Origin of the sequence: Pseudomonas sp. C6002 (assembly GCF_013385805.1) — a bacterium.
Lineage (GTDB): Bacteria > Pseudomonadota > Gammaproteobacteria > Pseudomonadales > Pseudomonadaceae > Aquipseudomonas.
In genome coordinates, this window is record NZ_JACAPH010000035.1 from 1 (window position 1) to 20,815 (window position 20,815).

The window sequence follows — 20,815 nt, forward strand, 5'->3', positions numbered from 1 at the left end:
GCCAAGGATGGCCCATGACGGCGGCCCACGGTCCAAAGCCGGAGTGAGGGCACACCGAGCCTAGGCGAGGTGCCGAGTGGTGGGGCAAGAGCGTTTTGCTTACTTTTGCGCTTTTCAAAAGTGAGCCGCTGTAAGAGCGGAACCAATCTCAGCCATCACCAAAATAACGGATATTCACCCACCACCGGCCGTGGTAAACCGCCGCGCCAAAAACCCATACAACAGATACCCAAACGCCAACACCAGCGTCGCACCAAACACCGCCTCCTCACCACACGCGTAAATCGCATACAGCGAATACCCCACGGCAATCAGCAACACCGTGGTATTGCGCGCATACACCACCGCCGCCACCCGCGCTTTGTGCATCATCACCAGTAGCCCGGTCAGCGCGGTGACGTAAGGAATCAAATTGGTCACCACCGCCAGGTTCACCAACTTGCCGAACTGCGCACTGGCTGTGGGCGAGATGGTCGACAAGGCAATCAAGCTCTGCAACGCCGCGCAGGCAATCAGCCCCAACACCGGCGCGTGGGCGCGGCTGATCCGGCTGAAGAAGCGCGGAAACAGACGCTGGTCCGCCGACATCTTGGCCGTTTGCGCCAGGGTGAATTGCCAGCCCAGCAGCGAGCCGATGCACGCCACTACCGCCAGGGCCATGATGATATCGCCCACCAGCGGCGTAAAGATCTGCGCATACACCAGGGCAAACGGCGCGGAAGACTCGGCCAGTTCGGCGTTAGGCACGATGCCCTGGATCACGCTGGTGGACAGCACATACACCAGCGCCGCGCCGAGGGTGCCCAGCAGGCAGGCCAGCGGCACGGTGCGCTTGGGGTCTTCCACCGCGTCATAGCCCTGGGCAGCGGACTCCATGCCGAGGAAGGCCCAGAGGGTCAGCGGGATACTCGCGCCAATCGCATCCCACAGTTGCAGTTGGTTGGGGTTCCAGGCATCGCTGAACACCTCCGTCTTGAAATAGAACCAGCCGATCACGCTCAAGCCCGCCACGGGAATGATCACGCCCCATACGGTGACCACGCCGATCCGGCCAGTCAGGCGCGGGCCGCCGAAGTTGGCCACGGTGGTCAGCCAGATCAGCCCGAGGGTGCCGATGAACAAGGGGATGGGGCCGCTGCCCAGCCACGGGATGAAGGACGACAGGTAGCCCACCGCCGAAATCGCAATTGCCACGTTGGCGATGATCAGCGACAGGAAATACAGGAACGAACACAGGAAGAACCCGGACTTGCCGTGGGCCTCTTCGGTGTAGGCCGACATGCCGCCGGTGCGGGTGCAGAAGAGGCCGCACTGGGCAAAACAGTACGCGATCGCCATCGAGCCCACGGCGGTGATCAGCCACGACAGCAGCGAAATCGCACCCAATTGCGCCATGCTGGCGGGCAGCATGATGATGCCCGAGCCCATCATGTTGATCGCCACCAGGGTGGTCAGGCCCATCAGGCTCATCTTTTTGCTTGGCTCGGCCATCGGCGACTCCTTGTCGTGGGGGCGTGCGATGGCAGGCTAGCACGTTGTGGTCAGCGTGCCTTCGGGCTCCGGTTTTCTCCGAGGATTCGCGCGGCATCGCGAGCCGGCGGCAGGCCGAACACCCGGGCGTAATCGCGGCTGAACTGAGTGGCGCTTTCATAGCCGACTTCGAAGGCGGCGCTGGTGACGTTCCTGGCGCCGCCCACCATCAGCGTGCGCGCCTGTAGCAGGCGCACGCGCTTCTGGTACTGCAACGGGCTCAGGTTGGTGACGGCCTTGAAGTGGCGGTGAAAGGCCGACACGCTCATTGCGGCTTTCTGTGCCAGGGCTTCGACCCGGATCGGTTCGGCGAAGTCTCGGCGGATCCACTGGATGGCCTGGCTCACCCGGGCCATGGCGGTGTCCGGCGCGGCGATTTCACGCAGCATCCAGCCGTGGGGGCCTTGCAATACGCGGTAGAGGATCTCGCGCTCGTATACCGGTGCGAGGGCTGTGATCGCCTCAGGGTTGCCCATCAGCCGCAGCATGCGCAGCCAGGCGTCCATCAGTTCGGGGGTGACGGCGGCCACGGAAAAACCCGCATCGTGGTCGTAGCGCCCGGCAGGTTTGGGCAAGTCGCTCAGCAGCGTCGCGAGTACCGTCGGGTCGAGGGTCAGGCTGACCGCCAGGTAGGGTTCGCCGGTCGCCGCCGGGTGCACGGTGCCCACGGCGGGCAGTTCGATGGACATCACGAAATAGGTCGCCGGGTCGTATCGCAGCGTGCGATCACCCACCGTCATGGATTTGCTGCCCTGCAGGATCAGGTTGATCATCGGGTCGTACACCGCGGCCAGCATGTGCTCGGGAATCGCGCCCTGGACCATGGCCACTCGCGGGATGCCGGTTTCAGTGCGACGGTTTTCAGCCTTGGCGGCCAGGGTACGCAGTTCGATCAGTTGTGTGTTCATGCCGGGCATGCTGAGCGCCCAGGTGTGCCCTGTGCAAGCAAAAAGCAGAAACAGGCAGGTTTCGAGCAGGAACGGCTGCGTCGGCGCAGGCGCGCAAGCCTACTGTGGTGACTCATTTGAGCAAGCAGTGGAGCCACACATGGGCGTTATCCTCATTACCGGCGGCAGCCGTGGCATTGGTGCCAGCACCGCAGAACTGTGTGCCCGGCAAGGCATGGGCGTGATCCTGACCTACAACAATCATCCAGAGGCCGCCCAGGCGGTTGTGCAGCGAATCGTATCGTCGGGCGGCAAGGCGGTCGCGCTGCCATTGGACGTGGCCGACATCAGTTCCTTCCAAGGTTTTGGCGAGGCGGTAAAGCAGGCGTTATCGGCCACCTGGGGTGTGAGTGGGTTGAATGGCCTGGTGAATAACGCCGGTTATGGACTGTTCAATCCCCTGGAATCGGTCACCGAGGCCCAGTTCGACGGCCTGCTGAATGTGCACCTCAAAGGGCCGTTTTTCCTGACTCAAGCCCTGTTGCCGCTGCTGCAAGCCCACGCCTGCATCGTCAACCTCACCAGCGCGACAACTCGCGTCGCCACCGCTGGCGTAGCACCTTACGCAACCTTCAAGGGCGCGCTGGATGTACTCACCCGTTACATGGCCAAGGAGTTTGGCGAGCGGCAGATCCGTGCAAATGCCGTCTCTCCGGGAGCCATCCGTACCGAACTGGGCGGCGGGCTCAATGATGAGTTCGAAGCGCTGCTGGCTGCACAAACCGCCCTTGGTCGGGTTGGGGAGCCAGAGGACGTGGCGCGTGTGATCGCCATGTTGCTGTCTGACGAAGGCCGCTGGATCAATGCCCAGACGATCGAGGTCGCGGGCGGTTACCTCATCTGAAAAGCGAGGCTGAACTATGCTGGATCATCTGTTTTTGTCGGTCAGCGACATACAACGCTCGATTGACTTCTACCGTGCTGCACTGACACCGCTGGGCATCACCACGCGCCACGACTACGACGGCAAGGACGGCCCGCCGGGCCACCCGGACCTCAAGGGGTTCGGCGCGAACGGGCGGATCTTCTTCTGGTTGCGCGAGGGCGCGGTCGAGGGCAGGGCGGTGCATGTGGGGTTCGTCGCCGGCAGCCGGGTCGAGGTCGATGCGGCTTACCTGGCGGCGATGAACGCGGGCGCCGTCGACAATGGAGCCCCTGGGGCACGATTGCACTATGACCCGAACTACTACGCGGCCAACGTGCTGGACCCTGACGGCTACAGCCTGGAATTTGTCTACAAGAACTGGCAGCACGTCCAATGAAAACCTTAATGATCTACGGCGCCACGGGCTACACCGGACGCATGGCGGCCGAAAACGCCAAGGCACACGGGCTGGACCTGGTGATCGCCGGGCGCAACCGCCAACGGCTGGAACCGCTGGCTGCGCAACTGGGTGTGCCGTACCGAGTATTCAGCCCGGACACCCTGGAAACGGACGCCCTGGATGGCATCGACGTGCTGTTGAACTTCGCGGGGCCGTTTGCGCAGACGGCGGGCGCGCTGATGCAGGCGTGTATTGCAGCAGGCGTCGACTACCTGGACATCACCGCCGAAATCAACGTTTACCGCTTGGCAAGGCAACTGGGCGCGCGTGCAGCTGAGGCAGGCGTCATGCTGTTGCCCGGGGTTGGCTGGGACGTGGTGCCGACGGATAGTCTGGCGATGCATGTGGCGCGCCGTGTTCAGAACCCGCAGTCGCTGAAAGTCGCGCTGCAGGTCGCCGGTCCCATGTCCCGGGGCTCGGCCTTGAGCGTGGGTGAAATCATCGGTGCGGGGCTCCTGGTGCGGGTGGACGGGCAGCTCATCGCTATCCCGGATGCACAACCGCAGTTCATGGATTTTGGCGATGGCCCGGTACTGTGTGCGCCGCTGTCCTTTGGTGATTTGGTGACGGCGTGGCATTCCACGGGCATCCCGAATATCGCCATGTTCGTGCACATCAGCGGCGATGCGTTTCCCGAGGGTGACCTGTCACAACTGCCCGACGGCCCCAGTCTTCAACAGCGTGAGGCCCATCGTGCCCGGGCAGTGGCAGAAGTCACAGGGGCCGATGGCCGGGTGGTGCGCTCGGTGATCGAGACCGTCAACGGCTACACCTACACGCCATTGGCGGCGGTGGAGGCGGCACGCCGGGTGTTGGCCGGTGAACGCCAACCGGGGTTCGCAACGCCGGGGCGAGTGTTGGGTATGGGGTTTGCCGAAACCATCGCGGGTACCACGATTATTGACGTGTAAGCCAATCACCGGACCCTCGTCACCCGCCAGGCGCCTTGAACCTGGCGGCATCACGCCCCGGCGGCAAGCCAAATAGCCGGGCATATTCGCGGCTGAACTGTGAGGCGCTTTCATAACCGACGCTGAATGCAATCGACGCTGCATCCTTGGTGTCGAACAGCAGCAACCAGCGTGCCCTGAGCAGGCGCAGGCGTTTCTGGTACTGAATCGGGGTCATGGCCGTAATGGCTTTGAAGTGCCGATAGAACGCCGCGACGCTCATGTCGGACATGGCGGCCAATGGCTCAACGCGAAAGGGTTGATTGAAATGCTGGCGAATCCACTCGGTCGCGCGGCGGATCTGCGCCAGGCGGCCGTCGGGACGGGCCATGTCCAGTAACGTTGCCCGTAGCGGGCCCTGCAAAACCCGAAACAGAATCTCCCGCTCGATCATCGGCGCCAATACCGCAACTTCGCTGGGCCGGTCCATCAGCCGCAGCATGCGCAGCCAGGCATCGATCAGCTCGGCGGGTGCAGGTACGGCGGCAAAGCAACTGTCGGTCGTGCGCTCGCCGGTTTCGATCTCGTCGGCCAATAGCGTGGCGATCACGTTGTGGTCCAGGGTCAGGCTCAGAGCCAGATAAGGCAGCCCCGGGGCGCAGGGGTGAATCTGGCCGGTGGCGGGTACCTCGACGGGCACCACGAAATAGCTGGCGGGCCCGTAGGTTTGCTCCTGGTCACCTATCCACAAGGTCTTCGAACCTTGCAGGACCAGGTGCAGCATCGGCTGGTAGACCTGATCGGCACAGGCTTCGGCCCGCACCATCGTCACACGCGGCAAGCCGGTATCAGTCCATTGGTTGCCAGCACGCATGACCAGGCTGCGCAGTTCATCGAGTTGATTGTTCATGGCGTTGAACATGAGGCACGCCGCCGGGCAACGCAAGCCAGGCGAGAAGAATAGGCAAGCACGGGAGAAGAACCGGCAACCGCTGCATCCGCTGCGGCCTGAATACTGTAGGCAAGCGGTATCACTTATCCTTTGGAAGGTCACATCATGAAGCTCGACGGAAAAATCGCAGTTGTTACCGGCGCCTCAAAAGGCATCGGCGCAGGTATCGCAAAGGCACTGGGCGCAGCGGGGGCCACGGTGGTGGTCAACTATTCATCCAGCAAAGCCGAGGCCGATGGGGTGGTGGCGCAGATCCAGGCCGACGGCGGCAACGCAATGAGTGTTCGGGCCGACATGAGCCTGGCAGCCGACGTGATTCAACTATTCGACACCATCAGAAGCGAATATGGTCGCCTGGACATCCTGGTCAATAATGCCGGTGTCGCGGTGTTCCAGATGATCGAGGACTTGACCGAAGAGGCGTTCCATCGCCAGTTCAACCTCAATGTACTGGGGTATCTCCTGGCTGCTCGGGAAGCCGTCAAGTTGTTTGGCCAAGGGGGCAGCATCATTAATATCAGCTCGATCCTCAGCACCGATCCCTACCTGGCCTCCAGCGTCTACTCGGCGACCAAAGGCGCGGTGGATACGCTGACCTTCGCCTTGGCGCGTGAACTGGGGCCGAAGGGGATCCGGGTCAATTCGATCCTTCCGGGGCATACAAATACGCCGGCCACCGCCGGCAATTTTGCCGGTGAATTTGGCCAGCAGCTTATCGCGGGCACGCCGTTGGGGCGCTTTGGCGAGCCGGATGATATCGCGCCGGTTGCGGTGTTCCTGGCGTCCGACGACGCCCATTGGGTCACCGGCGAATCCATTCGCGTTTCGGGTGGGGTGCGTGGCGTGGGTTACTGATCAACGCAGGGCGGATCAGGCGGCCTGCGGCTGCATCCGCCATTCACCTTCCATATCCTTGACCAACCCACTGGCCAGCAACAGCGGTGCCACGCGCTTGTGCAATTGCGGCTCGACAAACTCTTTCACCGTGTCCAGCCCCAGCGCGCCGCTCAACGGCAGCTCGGCCTTGGTGTAAGACAACCAGGCTTTCTTCAGTATCAACAGCACGTCGCTGCCGGCGGTGGAGGCGAAGCGACGGTGGGTTTTTTTGCCGTCGAAATCGAAGGTGTGCTGAAACTCGTAACCGGCCTCGTTGCCTTCGCTGGCGACGCAGCGGATGCAGGTGCAGGGGCCATCGCCGAAAGCGCTGCGCAGGTAGTTGTTGAAGTCCACCACGGGCTTGAGTGACAGGCGTTTGTCCACCTCGAACAGGTCCCCGGTCATTTTTTCGTCATTGTTCAAGGTCCATTTCCTCGCAGCGGTTTTTTCAAGGGCGGCACGATACCAGCCGAAGGGCGTGGGCGGGTAGTTTTTGGTCGCCTCAGTGGGGACGTCCATTCGCCAATGCCCTTGTTACGGTGATCAGTCCGCCAGCTCATCCACCATCAGGTCGATAAAGCGCCGTACCCGAGGCTCCAGGAAGCGTTTGCTCGGGTACATCGCCAGGATCTCCACGTCCCCGGCGTCCAGGTCGGGCAGCACCTGTACCAGGCGCCCGGCAGCCAGGTCCTCGGCCACCACGAAGTCCGGCAGCAAGGCGATGCCCAGCCCGGACATGGCAGCGTCGCGCAGTGCTTCGCCGCTGTCCAGGCGCAGGCGGCTGCGCCCGTACGCCTTGACCCAGGTGCCGTCCGCTTCGCGAAAGCGCCAGCTTTGCTTGCGCGTGCGGCTGCTGAAATACAGGCAGTCGTGGTGGGCGAGGGCGTCCATGTCCCGGGGCATGCCGTGCTCGGCGAGATAGTCCGGTGCGGCGCACAGCAGCGCCTGATAACGAGCGACCACCCGGGAAACCAGTTGGCGGTCGGTGTTGGCGCTGCCGATGCGGATGGCCAGGTCGAAGCCGTCCTCGACGATATCGGCGGTGCGGTCGCTGAAACTGACTTCCACCTGCACCTCGGGCCAGGCGTGCAGGTATTTCTTCAACAACGGCAGCAACACCTTGCGCCCGAACGCATCGGGCACTGTAAGCCGCAATAAACCGCGCGGTACCCCGGTGGGCTGGCCGATGCGGCTTTGGGCGTTGTCCACTGCGGCGAGGATCTCCAGACCCTGGTCATACAGCGCGCGGCCTTCGTCGGTAAGGCTCAAGGTGCGGGTGGTGCGGTTCAACAGGCGCACACCAAGGCTGTCCTCCAGGCGCGCCACCGCCTTGCCGGCCGCCGAGCGGGTCAGCCCCATGGCCTGGCCACCGGCGACGAAGCTGGCGCCATCGACCACCGCCATGAAGATCAGCATCTCGTTGAGGTTGGTGCGCAGCATGCAGAGTGGCTCCGGGGATGACATCAGGCACAGGCGCGCAATATAGCAGCGCCGGCGGGCAGTGTTTTTCGTATATCCATAGATCGCGATATTCTTTTTCGCACTGTACGTGGGCCGCTACGCTCGCAACCCTTCTCAACCTCGCGGCAGCGTTCTCATGATAATAAAACGACCCACCCTGACGCTCCTGGCAGCAGCCAGTGCGCTCCTCAGCCTTGGTGCACACGCCGAAGGCAAGATCAGCATCGCCCAGCAATTCGGCATCGGCTACTTGATCCTCGATGTGGTTCGTGACCAGAACCTGATCGAGAAACACGGCAAGGAACAGGGCCTGGACATCAAGGTGGAGTGGAACAGTATCTCCGGCGCCACCGCGATGAACGAGTCGCTGCTGGCCGGCGCGCTGGACGTGGTGTCGGCAGGTGTGCCGCCGATGCTGACGCTGTGGGACCGCACCAAGGGCAAGCAGAACGTCAAGGCCATCGCCTCGCTGGGCTCGATGCCCAACTACCTGCTGACCAATAACCCGGATGTGAAGACCCTCAAGGACTTCAGCGAAAAAGACCGCATCGCCGTACCGGCCGCCGGTGTGGGTTTTCAGTCGCGTACCTTGCAGATTGAAACCGCCAAGCAGTTCGGGAACGACAACTACAAGAAGTTCGACGATATCTCCATCAGCCTGGCGCATCCGGACGCCACTGCGGCGCTGATTGCTGGCGGTTCGGAGATCAACGCGCATTTTTCCAGCCCGCCGTTCCAGTACCAGGAGTTGTTGAATCCCAAGGTGCACAAGGTGCTGAGTTCCTACGACATTCTCGGCGGCCCGGCGACGTTCAATGTGCTGTACACCACCGAGAAATTCCACGACGAGAACCCCAAGACCTACAAGGCGTTCTATGACGCGTTGGCCGAGGCCGAGACAATCATCAAGGCCGACAAGCCGGCAGCGGCCCAGGCTTACATTCGTGTAGAGCAGTCGAAGCTACCGCTGGCGCTGGTGGAGAAGATTGTCCAGGACCCGGAAATCGACTTCACCATCGTGCCGCAGCGTACCTATATCTATGCCGAGAAATTGCAGGAGTTGGGCGTGTTGAAGAACAAGGCGGGGAGCTGGAAGGATTACTTCTTTGAAGAGGCGCATGGCGGGAACGGCAGCTGACTCCATTCTGAATTGAAACGCACACAAAAATGTGGGAGCGGGCTTGCTCGCGAATGCGGTGGGTCAGTCGATACATGTGCTGGCTGAACCACCGCATTCGCGAGCAAGCCCGCTCCCACATTGGATCTGCGGTGTTTTCAATTCCCCGCAAGGTTGTTCTTGATCCAGTCGTACAAGTGATTCCCCTCGCTCGACAACTCGCTGTTGGCCCGCCGGCACAGGTAGTACTGGCGGCCATCATCGACCTGTAGATCAAACAGCTTCACCAACTCCCCATTTGCCACATGCGGCGCAACCAGTGGCGCGCGCAGCAGTGAGCAGCCCAATCCGGTCAGCGTGGCCGTCAGCGCCAACTGACCATCCTCCAGCAGCAAACCATTCAACGCGGTCCCGTGATGCACGTCGGCGGCCTGGAACCATTGGCTCCAGGTGCCGCGCTCTTCGTCGTGCAACAGCGGTAATTCACTCAGCGCCTCAGGTGTGTCGATCGGCCCGTGTTGCTCCAGGAATGCGCGGCTGCAATACGGCGTCACCGCCCCGGAAATCAGCGGCTCGCTGTGGTACCCCGGCCAGTGCCCGGTGCCGAAGCGGATCGATAAATCGGCAGCGTCGCTGGGGTAGCTGCGGTGGTTGGCGTAGGTGACGTTGATGTCCAGCGCCGGGTGGTCCTTGAGGAACTGTGCCAGGCGCGGGATGAACAGGTTGATGCCGAACAGCGGGATCAGGCTGATGGTGACCTGGCGTGTGGCGCTTTTTTCCCGCACGTGTTCGGTGGCGCTGCGCAGTACGGCGAAGGCCGAGCGAATTGCGCGGTAGTACTCGCGGCCTTCTTCGGTGAGCACCAGGTTGCGGCCCTGGCGCAAGGTCAGCGGTTGCTGCAGAAAGCTTTCCAGCAGGTGCAGTTGATGGCTGACGGCGGAGGGCGACACGTCCAGCTCGCGGGCGGCGGAATTCACTCCGCCGTGGCGGGCAAACGCTTCGAAGGTGCGCACGGCACGCAACGGCGGGTCATTGGCTAGCTGTTCTAAATTATTCATGTGTTGAATTAAATACTAAGTGAGATGGCAAATAAAGAGCCATAAATGCCGTATTTATGGCGGTTATAGCGCTTTATGCGTTTGGCATAACCATATGAATTTCTGATATTTGATAAAAACAGAATAGATGCTTAGTGTGCCGCCCTCGTCAGTAGTGAGGTCGATGGTTTCCATGGATGCGTTTATCCAGCAACTGCTCAATGGTTTGATGACGGGCAGTCTCTACGCGCTAGTGGCCTTGGGTTACACCATGGTCTACGGCATTTTGCGGATCATCAACTTTGCCCATGGCGATGTGTTGATGATTGGCGCTTTGGTGGGCCTCTCGGTGATTCGCCTGTTGCAGGTGACATGGCCGGCGATGCCGCCGGTGCTGGTGCTGCTGGCAGCCACTGTGATTGCCATGGCGTTCTGCGCGGTACTCGCGGTGCTGATTGAGCGGGTCGCTTACCGGCGCCTGCGCAATGCGCCGCGCCTAGCGCCATTGATCAGCGGCATCGGGGTGTCGTTGTTGCTGCAAACCATCGCCATGTTGGTGTGGACGCGTAACCCGCAGATGTTCCCGCAACTGCTGCCGCTGGAACCGATTGAAGTGCTCGCGGGAGCTTCGGCGCATCCGGCGATCACCAACGCTACCGCCCTGACCACCATTGCCGTCGCACTGTCGGTAATGGTCGCGCTGCTGGTGCTGGTGGAACGCACACGCTTTGGTCGGGCCATGCGCGCCGTGGCCGAGAACCCGCAGGTGGCGAGCCTGATGGGCATCAACCCGAATCGCATCATCGTGCTGACCTTTGCCATTGGCGGCGCCCTGGCGGCATTGGCCGGGATCATGATGGCGAGCAACTACGGCAGCGCGCATTTCTACATGGGTTTCCTGCCGGGCATCAAGGCGTTCACCGCAGCCGTATTGGGCGGCATCGGCAACCTCAAGGGCGCGATGCTTGGCGGCCTGCTGCTGGGGTTGATCGAAGCCCTGGGTACCGGCTACCTGGGCGCTGCCACCCAGGGTGTGTTCGGCAGCAATTACCAGGATGTGTTTGCTTTTATCGTGTTGATCGCGGTGCTGGTGTTTCGTCCTTCGGGGCTGTTGGGCGAACGACTGGCGACCCGCGCATGAGTGTCCTGAATACCTCCCGCCAGCGCGCCAGCTTTGGCCTTGTATTGTTCGCCGTGGCGCTGGTGCTGGCGCCGTGGATTGTCGGGCATGCCGGCGGCAATACCTGGGTGCGCACCCTCGATTTCGCCTTGCTGTACATCATGCTGGCCCTGGGCCTGAACATCGTCGTGGGCTACGCCGGGCTGCTGGACATGGGTTTTATCGCGTTCTACGCAGTGGGCGCGTACCTCGCCGCATTGCTGTCATCGCCGCATCTGTTGCAGCAATTCCCGGCGCTGATGGCGCTGCTGCCGGCGGGCATGCACACCTCGATCTGGTTGATCCTGCCCTTGGCCGCGTTGCTGGCAGCGGGCTTTGGCGTGTTGTTGGGCGCACCGACCTTGCGCCTGCGCGGCGATTACCTGGCCATCGTGACCCTGGGCTTTGGTGAAATCATCCGCATATTGCTGCGCAACCTGGATCGCCCGGTGAACATCACCAACGGGCCCAAAGGTATTTCCCAGGTCGACCCGGTCAACCTGCTGGGGATCAACCTCGGGCGCACCCAGGAGCTGTTCGGCCTGCGCCTGCCTTCGGTCTATCTGTACTACTACCTGTTCGCCGCGCTGGTGGTGCTGATCCTGTTTGCCTGCATTCGCCTGGAGCGTTCGCGCATCGGGCGGGCCTGGGTGGCGATTCGTGAAGATGAGGAAGCGGCCCAGGCCATGGGCGTCAACACCCTGCGCTTGAAGCTGTTGGCGTTCGCCATCGGTGCCGGGTTTGGCGGCGTGAGCGGGGCGTTGTTTGCCTCGTTCCAGGGTTTTGTCTCGCCGGAGTCCTTCACTCTCAATGAGTCCATCGCGGTGCTGGCGATGGTGGTGCTCGGCGGCATGGGCCATATCCCCGGGGTGATTCTCGGCTGCGTATTGCTGGCGGCGTTGCCCGAAGCCTTGCGCGCGAGCATGGGCCCGTTGCAGCAGGCGCTGTTCGGCCAGGTGCTGGTGGACCCGGAAATCATTCGTCAGTTGTTCTACGGGCTCGCGCTGATCCTGGCGATGCTCTATCGACCGGCAGGCCTGTGGCCAAAAGGAGTGGCACGATGAATCAGCCGCTGTTGCAGATTGACCAGGTGAACAAGCGCTTCGGTGGCGTGGCGGCGCTCACCGACGTGAGCCTGAGCATCCAGCCTGGGGAGATCTATGGCTTGATCGGCCCCAATGGCGCCGGTAAAACCACCTTCTTCAACGTGATGACCGGCCTGTATACCCCGGATTCCGGGCGCTTCCAGCTCGACGGCGAGGACTACAAGCCGGCCAGCGTGCACCAGGTGGCCCAGGCCGGCATCGCCCGGACCTTCCAGAATATCCGCCTGTTCAACACCATGAGCGCGTTGGAAAACGTCATGGTCGGCCGCCATGTGCGCACCCGCAATGGCGTGTGGGCCGCCTTGAGTCGCCATCGTCGAGCCCGGGAAGAAGAAGCGCAAACCCGCGCCCATGCCCATCGCCTGTTGGCGTATGTCGGGCTGGCGGGGTTCGCCAATTACCGCGCCGACAGCCTCTCCTACGGCCACCAACGCCGCCTGGAAATCGCCCGGGCCCTGGCCACTGAACCACGTTTGCTGGCCCTCGACGAGCCGGCCGCCGGGATGAACGCTGCCGAGAAAGTGCAACTGCGCGGCCTGCTGGAAAAGATCCGCGACGACGGCCACACGCTGCTGCTGATCGAGCACGACGTGAAGCTGGTGATGGGGGTGTGCGACCGCATCAGCGTGCTCGATTACGGCCAAGTGATCGCCGTGGGCGCGCCTGCCGAGGTGCGCCACGACCCGGCGGTGATCCAGGCCTATCTGGGAGCCAGCGCCCATGTCTGAACCTTTATTGAAAGTCGACGGCTTGCAGGTGCGCTACGGCGCCATCGAAGCGGTCAAGTCCCTGGATTTACACATCGGCGAAGGCGAGCGAGTGACGTTGATCGGCGCCAACGGTGCCGGCAAGACCTCCAGCCTCAAGGCCCTGACCGGATTGCTGCCGGCAGCGGCGGGGCAGATTCACTTCGCCGGGCGTTCGATCCTCGGCCAGGCGCCGGACCAATTGCTGCGCCAGGGCATTGCGATGGTACCGGAAGGGCGCGGGATCTTTGCGCGCATGAGCGTCCTGGAAAACCTCCAGGCCGGGGCCTTCCTGCGTCGTGACACCGAGCAGGTGAACCGCGAGATCCGCCAGTTGTTCGAGCACTTCCCGCGTCTGGAGGAGCGCCTGCAGCAGTCCGCCGGCCTGCTCTCCGGTGGCGAGCAACAGATGCTCGCGCTGGCCCGGGCGCTGCTCTCCAAGCCGCGCTTGCTGGTGCTGGACGAACCGTCCATGGGCCTGGCGCCGATCATGGTGGAGAAGATCTTCCAGGTGATCGACGACGTGTGCCGCCAGGGCATGACCCTGCTGCTGGTAGAGCAGAACGCCCGGCTCGCGCTGCAGGTCACCGACCGTGCCTATGTGATGGACACCGGGCGTATCAGCCTCACTGGCCCGTCCCATGAATTGCTCGACCACCCCGAGGTGCGCAGTGCCTACCTCGGTGAATGAATCAACCCTGACGCTACCGGACGCCCGGCGTGTTCCGACCAGCCCGTAAAGAAACAGGAACCACTGATGAAGACTTTCAAGCACACCCTAGTGATCGGCCTGGCCCTGAGCAGCCTGGCGAGTGCCATGGCCCAGGCCGACCAGACCGTATTGATCGGCCTGGCCGGGCCGTTGACCGGCCCGTCGGCGCGGATCGGCAAGGACCTGGAAAACGGCGCGCAACTGGCCATCGACGCGGCCAACGCCAAACACCCGAAAATCAACGGCGAGGCGGTGACCTTCAAGCTGCTGTCCGAGGACGACCAGTCCGACCCGCGCACCGCCGTCACCGTGGCCCAGCGCCTGGTGGACGAAGGCGTGGTGGGCGTGGTCGGCCACTGGAACACCGGCACCAGCATTCCGGCGGCGCGGGTTTATCACGATGCAGGTATCGCGCAAGTCGCCCCGGTTGCTACCGGGCACGCGTATACCCAGCAGGGCTTCGACACCAGCTTCCGGATCATGGGCCATGACGACGATGGCGGCCAGGTGGCCGGCGACTATGCTTTGAACACCCTCAAGGCCCGGCGCATTGCGGTGATCGACGACCGCACCGCATTCGGCCAGGGCCTGGCGGACCAGTTCGTCAAATCCATCGAGGCCGGTGGCGCCAAGGTGGTATCCCGTGAATACGTCGACGACAAGACCATCGATTTCAGCGCAGTGCTGACCAATATCCGAAGCCAGAACCCGGACCTGATTTTCTTTGGTGGCGTCGATTCCCAGGCCGCGCCTTTGGCCAGGCGTATCAAGCAACTGGGCATCAAGGCACCGCTGATGGGGGCCGGTGGGTTTGTCAGCCAGACCTTCCTGCAACTGGCGCAGAACGAAGGCGAGGGCGTGATTGCCCTGGAGCCGGGCCTGGCGGTGGCACAGATGCCGGGTGGCAAGGCGTTCGAGCAGGCTTACAAGGATCGCTACAAGGCGCCGATCGAACTGCACGCGCCGTTTGCCTATGACGGTGTCGGGGTGTTGGTGGCGGCGATCGAGAAGGCCGACTCGGTGGACCCGCAAAAGTACCTGCCGGTGCTGCGCGCCATCAGCTACCAGGGCGTGACCGGGACCATTGCGTTTGATGCCGAGGGCAACCTGAAGAAGCCGTCGTTCACCGTGTATCAGGTCAAGGGCAATCAGTGGCAGCCAGTGAGTGTGGCGGGCGGCAAGTAAACGAATTCTGTGGAGCTGACGGAGGCACACAATGAGCAAGCTGGAAGGTGAACTGGGCATCCTGGCCCGGCGGCGGATCGAAGCCGAAATCATCAAGCCGATCTACGAGATCCTGGTGCGCGAGCAGGGCAAGGACTTTGCGGCGGCGGTGATCGGCGAGGCGGTGGGCAATGCAGCGATCCAGGCCGGCAAGCACTTTGCCGAGCTGGAAGAGCAGGGCGCCGACCTCAAGAGCTTTGTCGAGCTGCAAGTGCTCTGGGAAAAGGACGATGCGCTGAAGGTCGAGATCATCGCCAGCGACGCCGAGCACTACGACTATGACGTGAAGCGCTGCCGCTATGCCGAGATGTATCACGAGATGGGCCTGGGCGAGATCGGTCACCTGCTGTCCTGCAACCGCGACGAACTGTTTATCGTCGGCTACAACCCGGACATCAAGCTGACCCGCACCCAGACCATCATGGGCGGTGCCCATCACTGTGACTTCCGCTACCGGGCCAAACCCCAGGAGCCGCGTTCATGAACGACTTGGCGCGGGTCAATGGCGAGCGCCTGTGGGGCTCGCTGATGGAAATGGCGCAGATCGGCGGCACCGAAAAGGGCGGGGTCTCGCGCCTGGCCCTCACGGATGAGGACCGCCGCGGTCGCGACCTGTTTGTGCAATGGTGCGAGGCGGCCGGGTGCAGCATTCGGGTGGATGCCATGGGCAATATCTTTGCCCGTCGCGCCGGGCGCCAGGATCACCTGGCCCCGGTGCTGACCGGTTCCCATGGCGATTCCCAGCCGGCGGGCGGCAAGTACGACGGTATCTACGGCGTGCTGGCCGGGCTGGAGGTGGTGCGCACCTTGAATGACCTGGGGATTGAAACCGAGCGGCCAATCGAAGTGGTGAACTGGACCAACGAAGAAGGCTCGCGGTTTGCGCCGGCGATGATTTCCTCGGGGGTGTATGCCGGGGTGTTTGACCTGGAGTACGGCCTGTCCCGGGAAGACAAGGCCGGGATCACCATCGGCCAGGCATTGCAGCAGATTGGCTATGCCGGTGCGCATCCGGTGGGTGGCCAGGCGGTGCATGCGGCGTTTGAGTTGCATATCGAACAGGGGCCGATTCTTGAGGCACAGGGCCTGACCATCGGTGTGGTCACCGGCGCCCAGGGCCAGCGCTGGTATGAAGTGGAACTGAGCGGGCGCAGCGCCCATGCCGGGACGACGCCGATGGATCACCGGCTGGATGCGTTGCTCGGGTTTGCCCGGGTGGTGGAGGCGGTGAACCAGATCGGCCTGGAACAGGGCGCCGAAGGGCGGGCGACGGTGGGCATGGCGAATATCTTCCCCAATTCACGCAACGTGGTGCCGGGGCGGGTGTTTTTCAGTGTGGAGTTTCGGCATCCGGATGAAGCGGTGCTGGGGTATCAGGATCGGCAGTTGCAGGCGGCGGTGGCGCGGATCGCCGAGGGGATTGGTTTGCAGCACAGCGTGAAGCAGATTTTCCAGTACGCGCCGATTGCCTTCGACCCTGAGTGTGTGGAGGTGGTGCGGGCATCGGCGCAAGCGTTGGGGTATAGCCATCGCGACATGATTTCCGGGGCCGGGCATGATGCCTGCTACCTGAACCGGGTGGCGCCGACGGCGATGATTTTTGTGCCGTGTGTGGATGGGTTGAGCCATAACGAGGCGGAGGAGATTCATCCGCAGTGGTCGACGGCGGGGGCGGATGTGTTGTTGCAGGCGGTGTTGGCCAAGGCGGGGGAGTGAGCGAGGTTTAACTGTTCAACTGGGTTCCCTGTGGGAGCTGTCGAGCTTTAGCGAGGCTGCGATGAGGCCCTGTCAGGCAATAGAGATGTCGACAGTCAGGCTGCCATCGCAGCCTCGCTAAAGCTCGACAGCTCCCACAGAGGACCGAGTTTCCACAGGGGAACCAGTTCCCATAGGAAATCCAGTTTTCGCTCTGGAGCTTCTTTGTCTGATGGTCAGCGGAAGAACTCGCCCGGTGTGGCGTCGAACTGCTGGCGGAAGGCGTTGATGAAGGCCGAGGTGGATTCGTAGCCGCAGGCCAGCGCCACATCGGTCACGCGTTCGCCTTGTTCCAGGGCGGGCAGGGCGCTCAACAATCGCAGGCGCTGGCGCCACGCACGGAAGGTCAGGCCGGTGTCGCTCAGGAACAGCCGGCTGAGGGTTTTCTCGCTGACCGCCAGTTTCTGGCTCCACTGCCCCAGGGTGGTTTGCTGCTCCGGGTGCAGGTTCAGGCTGCGGTAAATCTGCCGCAAGCGGCTGTCGGCGGGCAGCGGCAACATCAGGTCGACCTGGGGCGCGGCGGCCAGTTGGTCCAGCACCACTTGGGCCAGCCGTCCATCCGGGCCATCCTCGGCGTATTCCACCGGCAATTCGCTGAAGCTGCGAATCAACTCGCGCAACAGGCTGCTCACCGCCAGCACCTGGCAGTGGTCGGCCGCCCAGGCGGTGACGCTGCAATCGAGGTACAGGCTGCGCATCTCGGTATGGGGCGAACTGAACACCCGGTGTGGCATGCCGGCCGGTATCCACACGGCCCGCTGGGGTGGCGCGACGAAGCGTCCTACGCTGGTCTGGATCTCCAGCACCCCGGATATTGCGTAGGACAACTGCACCCACGGGTGACTATGGCGGCGGGTCAGCGCGCGGTTGGGCAGGGATTCGGTGCGGCCATACACCGGCCTGGGCAGGCTGGAAAGCCCGGGCACGCTGCGGCGCACGGTTTTGTCATGTCCTTTTGGCGGCATTTACTGGCTCATTGGCGTTAGTCGGTAACAAGCCGTTACGTTAGAGTCGCGACGATGCTCTTGGCAACCCCTGGAAGATTGGCCTATGACCCGCCCACGCTTTTTACCTGACAACTTCACCCTGACCCTGGTGGCCACGGTGATCCTCGCGTCCCTGCTGCCCGCCAGCGGCCAGACCGCCGTGGCCTTTGGCTGGGTGACCAACCTGGCCATCGCGCTGCTGTTTTTCCTGCACGGCGCGAAACTGTCGCGCCAGGCCATTGTTGCCGGTGCGGGTCATTGGCGCCTGCACCTGCTGGTGTTCAGCCTGACCTTCGTGCTGTTTCCGTTGCTGGGCCTGGCGCTCAAGCCGGTGTTGTCGCCGCTGATCGGTAAAGACCTGTACATGGGCATGCTCTATTTGTGTGCGTTGCCCGCCACCGTGCAGTCGGCGATTGCCTTTACCTCGCTGGCCCGGGGCAATATCCCGGCGGCGATTTGCAGCGCGGCGGCGTCGAGCCTGTTCGGGATCTTCCTGACGCCATTGCTGGTGACGTTGCTGCTGAATGTGCATGGCGATGGCGGCTCCACCGTCGATGCGATCCTGAAAATCAGTGTTCAATTGTTGCTACCGTTCATCGCCGGGCAAATCGCCCGTCGCTGGATCGGCGAGTGGGTAGGGCGTAACAAATCCTGGCTGAAGTTCGTCGACCAGGGCTCGATTTTGCTGGTGGTCTACGGCGCCTTCAGCGAAGCGGTCAACGAGGGCATCTGGCACCAGATTCCGTTGTGGGAACTGGGTGGCCTGGTGGTGGCGTGCTGTGTGTTGCTCGCGCTGGTGCTGGTGGCGTCCACGGTGCTGGGCAAGGCTTTTGGCTTCAGCCAGGAAGACCGGATCACCATTCTGTTCTGCGGCTCGAAGAAAAGCCTGGCCACCGGTGTGCCGATGGCCCAGGTGTTGTTTGCCGGGGCGAGCATGGGGGTGCTGATCTTGCCGCTGATGCTGTTTCACCAGATCCAGTTGATGGTCTGCGCAGCGCTGGCCCAGCGCTATGCCAAGCGTCCTGAGTCGATTCCCGAGCTGATGGGGCAAGTCGATCCCTGAATCGTCGTGTTACTATTTTTTGCGCGCGGCTCAAGGCCCGGCATCGGGCCGGCTTGATCTGCGCGCAAACGAGTACGACGACCTGTCAATGAGCATTTCCGCCGCAACACCTCAAGCCAACTGGCAACCGGTCTTCGCTCTCGCGTTGGCCGCTTTCGTTTTCAATACCACCGAATTTGTACCGGTCGGCCTGCTGAGTGCCATCGGCGCGAGCTTCGACATGCCCATCGCCAGCGTCGGCCTGATGCTGACCATCTATGCCTGGATCGTGTCCCTGACCTCGCTGCCGGTGATGCTGCTGACCCGTAACGTCGAGCGGCGCAAGCTGCTGATCGTGCTGTTCGGCATGTTTATCGCCAGCCATATCCTGTCCAGCGTGGCCACCAGCTTTGGCATCCTGATGCTCAGTCGGGTCGGCATTGCCCTGTCCCATGCGTTGTTCTGGTCGATTACTGCCTCCCTCGCGGTGCGTTTGGCGCCGGAGGGCAAGCAGGTGCAGGCCCTTGGGTTGCTGGCTACCGGTACTTCCCTGGCGATGGTTCTGGGTATCCCGCTCGGCCGCTTGCTGGGCGAAGCCATGGGCTGGCGCACCACCTTCCTGGTGATCGGCGCGTTTGCCGCCGGGCTGGTGTTCTGGCTGGCGCGCACCTTGCCGCTGCTGCCGAGCCAGAACTCCGGTTCGCTGCGCAGCTTGCCGCTGTTGTTCAAGCGCCCGGCGCTGGTGGCGTTGTATGTGCTGACGGCGATGGTGGTGACGGCGCAGTTCACTGCCTACAGTTATGTTGAGCCGTTTGTTGAAGGTGTTGCCGGTATGAGTGGCAATACGGTGACCCTGATCCTGCTGGTGTTTGGCGGCGCGGGAATTATTGGTTCGTTGTTGTTCAGCCTGGTGCATCGCTTTAGCCCCCATCGTTTCCTGATCAGCGCGGTGACCATACTGGCGCTGTGCCTGGCGTTGTTGCTGCCGTTGAGTGGCGAAGTGTCGTACCTGGTGACCCTGAGTGTGTTCTGGGGCATGGCCATCATGGGTTTTGGCCTGGCGTTGCAATCGAAGGTGCTGGTGCTGGCGCCGGATGCCACGGATGTGGCGATGGCGATGTTTTCCGGGATCTACAACATCGGTATTGGCGGTGGGGCGTTGATGGGCAGTTGGGTGGGCAGCCACTTTGGTTTTGCCTGGATCGGCGCGGCGGGCGGGTTGCTGGCAGCGGTGGCGTTGATTGGGTATTGCCTGGCGATTTATCGGTTTGGGCAGGGTGTGGCGCGTAGCCCTCTGTAGGAGGTAATTTTCATGGCAGTTCGTTTGATTAAACCGGCGGTATTCGCAGTGCTCGCCGGGTTTTCCGTGTTGTGGCTCAGCCCTGTGAGCCTGGCGGCCAGTTTTGACTGTGACCGGGCGAAGGCGGCTGACGAGAAAACTATCTGTGCCACGCGCTCCCTGAATGATCAGGACGTGACCATGGCGCTGCTTTATGACCTCAACCGGCACTTCATGGCCATGGGCGGGCGCGGTTCATTGATGGATGATCAGGCTGTGTGGCTCAAGCAACGGCATACGTGCGGCGCCCAAGTCAGTTGCCTGAGCAAAGCCTATACGGAGCGTATTGCGATGTTGCGTAGCTTTATTGATGAGCGGGTGATGACGAAGGGGCCGTTCTGAAGCAGTTACAGATCTTGTAATAGTTTTGCATTGTAGGAAATTCTTGTTTCGCCTGTACGATTCAAGTCCTTTTCCCACAACAGGACCTACATGAACACCCTCTCGGAGCCTCCCAGTCGTCTTTCCCCAAGACATGCACTGTCGCCGTTCCCGCTGATCGCCTGCCTCCAGGCCAGGCACCCCGTCTTCCGATTGCCTACCCTTACCCGGTCCCTCGACCGTGCGTTGCCGTGCCCGGCATTCTGAAAAACTTGAAGAGATACTGAAAA

22 protein-coding genes are annotated in these 20,815 nt (G+C 62.3%); 15 read left to right on the forward strand and 7 right to left on the reverse strand.

Annotated features, from left to right (window positions below; translation table 11 throughout):
* Positions 1-174 precede the first annotated feature (174 nt).
* Both potE and HX817_RS25785 read right to left on the reverse strand, forming a co-directional pair.
* Entirely contained in the window at positions 175-1,491 is a 1,317-nt protein-coding gene (gene potE, locus HX817_RS25780; RefSeq protein WP_177041591.1) for a putrescine-ornithine antiporter, read from the reverse strand.
* A gap of 50 nt (positions 1,492-1,541) precedes the next feature.
* Positions 1,542-2,438, reverse strand: a complete 897-nt coding sequence (locus tag HX817_RS25785; RefSeq protein WP_177041593.1) for an AraC family transcriptional regulator — start codon at positions 2,436-2,438, stop codon at positions 1,542-1,544.
* A 139-nt stretch (positions 2,439-2,577) separates the two neighbouring features.
* On the opposite strand from HX817_RS25785, the gene HX817_RS25790 reads away from it, so the two are divergent.
* The 3 genes from HX817_RS25790 to HX817_RS25800 are packed head-to-tail and all read left to right on the forward strand — an operon-like array spanning position 2,578 to position 4,713.
* Positions 2,578-3,321, forward strand: a complete 744-nt coding sequence (locus HX817_RS25790) for an SDR family NAD(P)-dependent oxidoreductase (protein ID WP_177041595.1) — start codon at positions 2,578-2,580, stop codon at positions 3,319-3,321.
* 16 nt (positions 3,322-3,337) lie between these two features.
* On the forward strand, positions 3,338-3,739 hold the full coding sequence (locus tag HX817_RS25795) for a VOC family protein (protein ID WP_177022735.1): 402 nt from the start codon (positions 3,338-3,340) through the stop codon (positions 3,737-3,739).
* Positions 3,736-4,713, forward strand: a complete 978-nt coding sequence (locus tag HX817_RS25800) for a trans-acting enoyl reductase family protein (protein WP_177041597.1) — start codon at positions 3,736-3,738, stop codon at positions 4,711-4,713. The genes HX817_RS25795 and HX817_RS25800 overlap by 4 nt, the downstream gene beginning before the upstream one ends.
* Positions 4,714-4,732: 19 nt before the next feature.
* Here HX817_RS25800 and HX817_RS25805 read toward each other — a convergent pair whose 3' ends face one another.
* Entirely contained in the window at positions 4,733-5,602 is an 870-nt protein-coding gene (locus tag HX817_RS25805; RefSeq protein ID WP_177022736.1) for an AraC family transcriptional regulator, read from the reverse strand.
* Between the two features lie 147 nt (positions 5,603-5,749).
* On the opposite strand from HX817_RS25805, the gene HX817_RS25810 reads away from it, so the two are divergent.
* Complete coding sequence (locus HX817_RS25810; RefSeq protein WP_177022737.1) at positions 5,750-6,499, forward strand: SDR family NAD(P)-dependent oxidoreductase; 750 nt, start codon at positions 5,750-5,752, stop codon at positions 6,497-6,499.
* A gap of 15 nt (positions 6,500-6,514) precedes the next feature.
* On the opposite strand, the gene HX817_RS25815 is transcribed toward HX817_RS25810, so the two are convergent.
* Together HX817_RS25815 and HX817_RS25820 are read right to left on the reverse strand one after the other, a co-directional pair.
* Positions 6,515-6,943, reverse strand: coding sequence for a hypothetical protein (locus HX817_RS25815; RefSeq protein WP_177041599.1), 429 nt, complete (start codon positions 6,941-6,943; stop codon positions 6,515-6,517).
* A 120-nt stretch (positions 6,944-7,063) separates the two neighbouring features.
* A complete protein-coding gene (locus HX817_RS25820) occupies positions 7,064-7,960 on the reverse strand; it encodes a LysR family transcriptional regulator (RefSeq protein WP_177041602.1) in 897 nt (298 codons plus the stop codon).
* A gap of 157 nt (positions 7,961-8,117) precedes the next feature.
* Here HX817_RS25820 and HX817_RS25825 point away from each other — a divergent pair, with 157 nt between their 5' ends.
* A complete protein-coding gene (locus tag HX817_RS25825) occupies positions 8,118-9,119 on the forward strand; it encodes an ABC transporter substrate-binding protein (RefSeq protein WP_177022740.1) in 1,002 nt (333 codons plus the stop codon).
* Between the two features lie 137 nt (positions 9,120-9,256).
* On the opposite strand, the gene HX817_RS25830 is transcribed toward HX817_RS25825, so the two are convergent.
* Positions 9,257-10,156: a LysR substrate-binding domain-containing protein gene (locus tag HX817_RS25830; RefSeq protein ID WP_087694204.1), complete on the reverse strand. Its 900-nt coding sequence runs from the start codon at positions 10,154-10,156 to the stop codon at positions 9,257-9,259.
* Between the two features lie 172 nt (positions 10,157-10,328).
* Here HX817_RS25830 and HX817_RS25835 point away from each other — a divergent pair, with 172 nt between their 5' ends.
* The 7 genes from HX817_RS25835 to HX817_RS25865 all read left to right on the forward strand — a co-directional run bounded on the left by HX817_RS25835 (position 10,329) and on the right by HX817_RS25865 (position 16,798).
* Positions 10,329-11,276, forward strand: coding sequence for a branched-chain amino acid ABC transporter permease (locus tag HX817_RS25835; RefSeq protein ID WP_003207963.1), 948 nt, complete (start codon positions 10,329-10,331; stop codon positions 11,274-11,276).
* The gene (locus HX817_RS25840) at positions 11,273-12,358 is read left to right on the forward strand and encodes an ABC transporter ATP-binding protein (RefSeq protein WP_087694203.1); all 1,086 of its coding nucleotides are present in this window, start codon (positions 11,273-11,275) and stop codon (positions 12,356-12,358) included. Before HX817_RS25835 ends, HX817_RS25840 begins: the two co-directional genes overlap by 4 nt.
* Complete coding sequence (locus tag HX817_RS25845) at positions 12,355-13,128, forward strand: ABC transporter ATP-binding protein (protein WP_177008269.1); 774 nt, start codon at positions 12,355-12,357, stop codon at positions 13,126-13,128. Before HX817_RS25840 ends, HX817_RS25845 begins: the two co-directional genes overlap by 4 nt.
* Entirely contained in the window at positions 13,121-13,837 is a 717-nt protein-coding gene (locus tag HX817_RS25850; protein ID WP_008436935.1) for an ABC transporter ATP-binding protein, read from the forward strand. Before HX817_RS25845 ends, HX817_RS25850 begins: the two co-directional genes overlap by 8 nt.
* A gap of 66 nt (positions 13,838-13,903) precedes the next feature.
* Positions 13,904-15,043, forward strand: coding sequence for a branched-chain amino acid ABC transporter substrate-binding protein (locus HX817_RS25855; protein WP_177008268.1), 1,140 nt, complete (start codon positions 13,904-13,906; stop codon positions 15,041-15,043).
* Between the two features lie 31 nt (positions 15,044-15,074).
* Complete coding sequence (locus HX817_RS25860; protein ID WP_010173377.1) at positions 15,075-15,566, forward strand: L-2-amino-thiazoline-4-carboxylic acid hydrolase; 492 nt, start codon at positions 15,075-15,077, stop codon at positions 15,564-15,566.
* Positions 15,563-16,798, forward strand: coding sequence for a Zn-dependent hydrolase (locus HX817_RS25865; protein WP_177041606.1), 1,236 nt, complete (start codon positions 15,563-15,565; stop codon positions 16,796-16,798). Before HX817_RS25860 ends, HX817_RS25865 begins: the two co-directional genes overlap by 4 nt.
* Positions 16,799-17,013: 215 nt before the next feature.
* Here the strand turns inward: HX817_RS25865 and HX817_RS25870 are convergent, their stop codons facing one another.
* A complete protein-coding gene (locus HX817_RS25870; RefSeq protein ID WP_177041607.1) occupies positions 17,014-17,802 on the reverse strand; it encodes a helix-turn-helix domain-containing protein in 789 nt (262 codons plus the stop codon).
* Positions 17,803-17,887: 85 nt separating this feature from the next.
* On the opposite strand from HX817_RS25870, the gene HX817_RS25875 reads away from it, so the two are divergent.
* From HX817_RS25875 to HX817_RS25885, 3 genes are all read left to right on the forward strand, one after another.
* The gene (locus tag HX817_RS25875) at positions 17,888-18,886 is read left to right on the forward strand and encodes a bile acid:sodium symporter family protein (RefSeq protein WP_087694198.1); all 999 of its coding nucleotides are present in this window, start codon (positions 17,888-17,890) and stop codon (positions 18,884-18,886) included.
* A gap of 88 nt (positions 18,887-18,974) precedes the next feature.
* Positions 18,975-20,165 carry a sugar transporter gene (locus HX817_RS25880; RefSeq protein WP_008436945.1) on the forward strand — a complete coding sequence of 397 codons (1,191 nt, stop codon included), beginning with the start codon at positions 18,975-18,977 and terminating at the stop codon, positions 20,163-20,165.
* Positions 20,166-20,177: 12 nt separating this feature from the next.
* Positions 20,178-20,546 carry a lysozyme inhibitor LprI family protein gene (locus HX817_RS25885; protein ID WP_177041610.1) on the forward strand — a complete coding sequence of 123 codons (369 nt, stop codon included), beginning with the start codon at positions 20,178-20,180 and terminating at the stop codon, positions 20,544-20,546.
* Positions 20,547-20,815 lie beyond the last annotated feature (269 nt).

What these genes read in the sequence shown, in the direction of transcription:
- potE (WP_177041591.1), bottom strand. Translation starts at nt 1,491, where the DNA reads ATGGCCGAGCCAAGCAAAAAGATGAGCCTGATGGGCCTGACCACCCTG.
- HX817_RS25785 (WP_177041593.1), bottom strand. Translation starts at nt 2,438, where the DNA reads ATGAACACACAACTGATCGAACTGCGTACCCTGGCCGCCAAGGCTGAA.
- HX817_RS25790 (WP_177041595.1), top strand. Translation starts at nt 2,578, where the DNA reads ATGGGCGTTATCCTCATTACCGGCGGCAGCCGTGGCATTGGTGCCAGC.
- HX817_RS25795 (WP_177022735.1), top strand. Translation starts at nt 3,338, where the DNA reads ATGCTGGATCATCTGTTTTTGTCGGTCAGCGACATACAACGCTCGATT.
- HX817_RS25800 (WP_177041597.1), top strand. Translation starts at nt 3,736, where the DNA reads ATGAAAACCTTAATGATCTACGGCGCCACGGGCTACACCGGACGCATG.
- HX817_RS25805 (WP_177022736.1), bottom strand. Translation starts at nt 5,602, where the DNA reads ATGAACAATCAACTCGATGAACTGCGCAGCCTGGTCATGCGTGCTGGC.
- HX817_RS25810 (WP_177022737.1), top strand. Translation starts at nt 5,750, where the DNA reads ATGAAGCTCGACGGAAAAATCGCAGTTGTTACCGGCGCCTCAAAAGGC.
- HX817_RS25820 (WP_177041602.1), bottom strand. Translation starts at nt 7,960, where the DNA reads ATGCTGCGCACCAACCTCAACGAGATGCTGATCTTCATGGCGGTGGTC.
- HX817_RS25825 (WP_177022740.1), top strand. Translation starts at nt 8,118, where the DNA reads ATGATAATAAAACGACCCACCCTGACGCTCCTGGCAGCAGCCAGTGCG.
- HX817_RS25830 (WP_087694204.1), bottom strand. Translation starts at nt 10,156, where the DNA reads ATGAATAATTTAGAACAGCTAGCCAATGACCCGCCGTTGCGTGCCGTG.
- HX817_RS25835 (WP_003207963.1), top strand. Translation starts at nt 10,329, where the DNA reads ATGGATGCGTTTATCCAGCAACTGCTCAATGGTTTGATGACGGGCAGT.
- HX817_RS25840 (WP_087694203.1), top strand. Translation starts at nt 11,273, where the DNA reads ATGAGTGTCCTGAATACCTCCCGCCAGCGCGCCAGCTTTGGCCTTGTA.
- HX817_RS25845 (WP_177008269.1), top strand. Translation starts at nt 12,355, where the DNA reads ATGAATCAGCCGCTGTTGCAGATTGACCAGGTGAACAAGCGCTTCGGT.
- HX817_RS25850 (WP_008436935.1), top strand. Translation starts at nt 13,121, where the DNA reads ATGTCTGAACCTTTATTGAAAGTCGACGGCTTGCAGGTGCGCTACGGC.
- HX817_RS25855 (WP_177008268.1), top strand. Translation starts at nt 13,904, where the DNA reads ATGAAGACTTTCAAGCACACCCTAGTGATCGGCCTGGCCCTGAGCAGC.
- HX817_RS25860 (WP_010173377.1), top strand. Translation starts at nt 15,075, where the DNA reads ATGAGCAAGCTGGAAGGTGAACTGGGCATCCTGGCCCGGCGGCGGATC.
- HX817_RS25865 (WP_177041606.1), top strand. Translation starts at nt 15,563, where the DNA reads ATGAACGACTTGGCGCGGGTCAATGGCGAGCGCCTGTGGGGCTCGCTG.
- HX817_RS25870 (WP_177041607.1), bottom strand. Translation starts at nt 17,802, where the DNA reads ATGCCGCCAAAAGGACATGACAAAACCGTGCGCCGCAGCGTGCCCGGG.
- HX817_RS25875 (WP_087694198.1), top strand. Translation starts at nt 17,888, where the DNA reads ATGACCCGCCCACGCTTTTTACCTGACAACTTCACCCTGACCCTGGTG.
- HX817_RS25880 (WP_008436945.1), top strand. Translation starts at nt 18,975, where the DNA reads ATGAGCATTTCCGCCGCAACACCTCAAGCCAACTGGCAACCGGTCTTC.
- HX817_RS25885 (WP_177041610.1), top strand. Translation starts at nt 20,178, where the DNA reads ATGGCAGTTCGTTTGATTAAACCGGCGGTATTCGCAGTGCTCGCCGGG.